General features: G+C 75.7%; 3 protein-coding genes and 1 pseudogene. 1 reads left to right on the top strand and 3 read right to left on the bottom strand.

The genetic code is table 11. The features are described from left to right. From L7D48_RS26575 to L7D48_RS26585, 3 genes are all read right to left on the bottom strand, one after another. On the bottom strand, positions 1–803 hold an 803-nt coding region (locus tag L7D48_RS26575; protein ID WP_308312341.1), incomplete at its 3' end, for a carboxyl transferase domain-containing protein. After that, positions 800–2,536, bottom strand: coding sequence for an acyclic terpene utilization AtuA family protein (locus L7D48_RS26580; RefSeq protein ID WP_237883287.1), 1,737 nt, complete (start codon positions 2,534–2,536; stop codon positions 800–802). The genes L7D48_RS26575 and L7D48_RS26580, both read right to left, overlap by 4 nt. Beyond that, the gene (locus L7D48_RS26585; RefSeq protein ID WP_237883289.1) at positions 2,533–3,396 is read right to left on the bottom strand and encodes a TIGR03084 family metal-binding protein; all 864 of its coding nucleotides are present in this window, start codon (positions 3,394–3,396) and stop codon (positions 2,533–2,535) included. The genes L7D48_RS26580 and L7D48_RS26585 overlap by 4 nt, the downstream gene beginning before the upstream one ends. Positions 3,397–3,611: 215 nt before the next feature. Here L7D48_RS26585 and L7D48_RS26590 point away from each other — a divergent pair. Beyond that, positions 3,612–4,295, top strand: a pseudogene (locus tag L7D48_RS26590) (NADPH-dependent F420 reductase); the annotation flags it as partial. Positions 4,296–4,317 lie beyond the last annotated feature (22 nt).

The raw sequence follows: 4,317 nt of genomic DNA on the forward strand, positions 1-4,317 counted from the left end.
GGGTGGGCCTTGGGCCGGTTGAGGCGGGCGACGACGCGGCGGGCCTGGCGCAGCGCGTCGGGCTCGTCCACCGCGAAGTGGTCGGCGAGGCCGGAGACGCGGGCGTGCATGCCGGCGCCGCCCAGTTCCTCGTCGTCGGCCTCCTCGCCGGTGGCCATCCTCACCAGCGGCGGTCCGCCGAGGAACACCTTGGCGCCCCGGTCCACCATGATCACGTGGTCGGACATGCCGGGGACGTAGGCGCCGCCGGCGGTGGAGTTGCCGAAGACGACCGCGATCGTGGGGATGCCGGCCTCGCTGAGCCGGGTGAGGTCGCGGAAGAGGGCGCCGCCGGGGATGAAGATCTCCTTCTGGCTGGGCAGGTCCGCCCCGCCGGACTCCACCAGGCTGATGAGCGGCAGCCGGTTGGCCCGGGCGATCTCGTTGGCCCGCAGCGCCTTCCTCAGCGTCCAGGGGTTGCTGGCCCCGCCGCGCACGGTCGGGTCGTTGGCGGTGATCAGGCACTCGACGCCCTCGACCACGCCGATGCCGGTGACCAGCGAGGCGCCGACGGTGTGGTCGCTGCCCCAGGCCGCCAGCGGGGACAGTTCCAGGAAGGGCGTGTCGGGGTCGAGCAGCAGCTCTACGCGTTCGCGGGCCAGGAGTCTGCCGCGCCCGCGGTGGCGGGCGAGGTACTTCTCGCCCCCGCCGGCCAGGGTCTTGGCGTGCTCGGCCTCCAGTGCGTCGAGTTTCGCGAGCATCGCCTCGCGGTTGGCGGCGTACTCCGGCGCCGTGGTGTCCAACGCCGAGCGCAGCACGGTCACAGCAGCTCCTCGGGTATGTCGATGCGGCGGGAGCGCAGCCACTCCCCCAGCGCCTTGCCCTGCGGGTCGAAGCGGGCCTGGGAGGCCACGCCCTCACCGAGGACGCCGTCGATCACGAAGTTCAGGGCGCGCAGGCCGGGCAGCACATGCCTGGTGACGGGCAACTCGGCTGCCTCCGGCAGCAGTTCGCGCAGCCGGTCGGTGGTGAGGGTGTGCGCCAGCCAGCGCCAGGTCCACTCGTCGCGCGCCCACACGCCGATGTTGGCGCTGCCGCCCTTGTCGCCGCTGCGCGCCCCGGCCACCGACCCCAGCGGCGCCCGCCTGGTGGCGTTCAGGCTCTCCTGCGGCAGCGGCTCGGGCAGCGGCGGCTCGGCCACCGGTTCCAGGGGCCGGGTGGTGCGGGGCGGCGGCACCGCGATCCGCCGCCCGTCGGGCAGTACGGCCGTGTGCGGCACCTCGGCCGCGTCCAGGTACGCCGCCTCGAAGACGCCGTACGGCGCCCCCTTGCCCGGCGGGGCGGTGACGTGGAAGCCGGGGTAGCTGCCGAGCGCCAGCTCGACGGCGGCGCCGCTGACGGCCCGCCCCACCCGGTCGGCGTCCGCGTCCCGCACCACGAGGCGGAGCAGGGCGCTCGCCTCCTGCTGTACGGGCGCGTCCGCGTGGTCGGTGCGGGCCAGGGTCCAGCGGACCTCGGCGGGGCGGCCGCCGGGCGCGGCGTCCAGCCGGTCCTCCATCTGCTCGCGCACCAGCGCCGCCTTGGCCTCGATGTCCAGGCCGGTGAGGACGAAGACCACCTCGTTGCGGAAGCCGCCCAGGCGGGTCAGGCCCACCTTGAGCGCGGGCGGCGGCGCCTCGCCGCGCACGCCCTCGACCCGCACCCGGTCCCGCCCGTCGGCCCGCAGCCGTACGGTGTCCAGACGTGCCGTCACATCGGGCCCGGCGTAGCGCGCTCCGGCCGTCTCGTACAGCAGCTGGGCGGTGACGGTGCCGACGGTCACCGCTCCGCCGGTGCCCGGGTGCTTGGTGATCACCGAGCTGCCGTCGCGGTGGATTTCGGCCAGCGGGAAGCCGGGGCGGCGCACGTCGATCCCCTCGTCGGCGAAGAAGGCGTAGTTGCCGCCGGTGGCCTGGGTGCCGCACTCCAGCACGTGCCCGGCGACCACGGTGCCGGCCAGCGCGTCGCGGTCGGCCGGGTCGCCGGCGTCCCAGCCGAAGCGGGCGGCGGCCGCCCCGGTGACCAGTGCGGCGTCGGTGACCCGGCCGGTCACCACCACGTCGGCGCCCGCCTCCAGGCAGGCGGTGACGCCGGCTCCGCCGAGGTAGGCGTTGGCGGTGAGGACGCCCTCGCCCCAGCCGCCGCGGTCGGTGACGTCGTCGCCCTCGACATGGGCCACCCTGGCCGGCAGGCCGAGCCGGCCGGCCAGCTCCCGTACGGCGCCGGCCAGTCCGGCCGGGTTGAGTCCGCCGGCGTTGACCACCAGCGGTACACCGCGTTCGACGGCGAGGCCGAGGGTGTCCTCCAGTTGCCGCGGGAAGGTCTTCGCGTAGCCGAGGCCGGGATCCCTCATCCGGTCCCGGCCCAGGATCAGCATGGTCAGCTCGGCCAGGTAGTCGCCGGTCAGGACGTCCAGCTCACCGTCGGAGAGCATCTCGCGCACCGCGTCGAAGCGGTCGCCGTAGAAGCCGGAGGCGTTCCCGATCCGCAGCACTCCGCCGTCGGGGGCGGGGGTCACCGCGCACCTCCGTCTCCGTGGCTGCGCGCGCCCGGCGCCCGCCCGGCGCCGGGCGGGCCCGCGAAGGCCTGGGCGACGGAGAGCCAGCGTTCGGCGGCGGCGCCGGTGGCGCGCAGGGCGGTGTCGTCGCGGTGGACGCGTCGGGTGACGAGCAGGCAGAAGTCCAGCGCGGGCCCGCCGACGCGCTGCGGCGCGCCCTCGGGGCCGTACGTCCACAGCTCGCCGGGAGCGCCGCCGGCCGCCGGGGGCGGGACGAGTTCGACGCGGAACGGCTCGGTGGGCGGCTCCAGTCCGTTTACCAGGTGGGCGAAGTCCCGGGTCCGCACGCCGAGTCGGGCGACATGGCGCAGACGGGCGGTCGGTTCGCGCCGCACTCCGAGCGCCCCGGCGATGTCCTCGCCGTGTGCCCATGTCTCCATCAGCCGGGCCGTGGCCATGCCGGCGGGGCTCATCGGCGGCCCGTACCAGGGGATGCGGTGCCTGCCCGGGCGTCCGGCCAGTTCCGAAAGCGCGCCGGCGAGCGTCCGCCGCCCGGCGCGCCACAGTGCCAGCAGCGCGCCGGGCGGCAGCGCGGCGCCGCGGCGGGCCCCGTCGCCGACGTGGGTGTCCACGGCCGCCGGGTCCGAGAACACCGCCTCGGCCTCCCGCCGGAACGCCTCGGGATCGCGGGCGGCGAGCAGGGAGCGTTCGTCGGTCCAGGCCAGGTGGGCGATCTGGTGGGCGACGGTCCAGCCGGGCGCCGGAGTGGCGGCCGTCCACCGCCTGTCGGCCTCCTCTGCCAGGGGGGCGACGAGCGCGTCCAGTTCCTCGCCCTCGCGCCGCAGGTCCTCCAGCACCTCGTCCGCAGCCGTGCCCGGCATACCGCCCTCCCTCGCCTCGGCCGTGTGGGCTCCCCGTCCGGCGAGCGTGACAGGGACGAAGGAAACAAGCAAGCACGCATGCATGATTTCTTGCGGCCGACACCGGACGGGACGAACGCCGAACCGGGAACAGATGCCCCCGGCGGCGGGGTTGCGCAGGAAGCCGCCCGGTCCTCGCCGGGCCGGCACGAGGCGGCCGCCGGTCGCCCCGACCGACGGAGACGGAAAGGCAATCGATGAAGATCGGCATCATCGGCGCGGGCAACATCGGCGGCAACCTGACCAGGCGGCTGACCGCACTCGGCCACGAGGTGTCGGTGGCGAACTCGCGCGGACCGCACACCCTCACCGAACTGGCCGAGGAGACCGGAGCCACCCCCGTCGCCGCCGGCGAGGCGGCACGCGGCGCGGAGGTCGTGGTGGTCACCGTCCCGCTGAAGGCCGTGCCCGACCTGCCCTCCGGGCTGCTCGACGGTGCCGCCCCCGGGGTGGCCGTCATCGACACGGGCAACTACTACCCGCGGCAGCGCGACGGCCGGATCGACGCCATCGAGGACGAGGGACTGACCGAGAGCCGCTGGACCGAGCGGCAGATCGGCCACCCGGTCGTCAAGGCGTTCAACGGCACCTACGCCCAGGACATCGTCGACAGGCCGCGCCCCGCGGGCGATCCCGGGCGCATGGCCCTGCCGGTGGCCGGGGACGACGAGGACGCCAAGCGCCGCGTGCGGGACCTCATCGAGGAGATGGGCTTCGACACCGTCGACGCGGGCGGCATCGACGACTCCTGGCGCCAGCAGCCCGGCACGCCCGTGTACGGACTGCGGGCCGGCGCCGAGGATGTCGCCGCCGCGCTGGCCGAGGCGTCCCCGGAGCGGCCGGACGACTTCCGCGCCTGACGCCGGGGCGGGGGCGGGGGCC

Origin of the sequence: Streptomyces sp. ICN903 (genome assembly GCF_022015835.1) — a bacterium.
GTDB lineage: Bacteria > Actinomycetota > Actinomycetes > Streptomycetales > Streptomycetaceae > Streptomyces > Streptomyces fenghuangensis.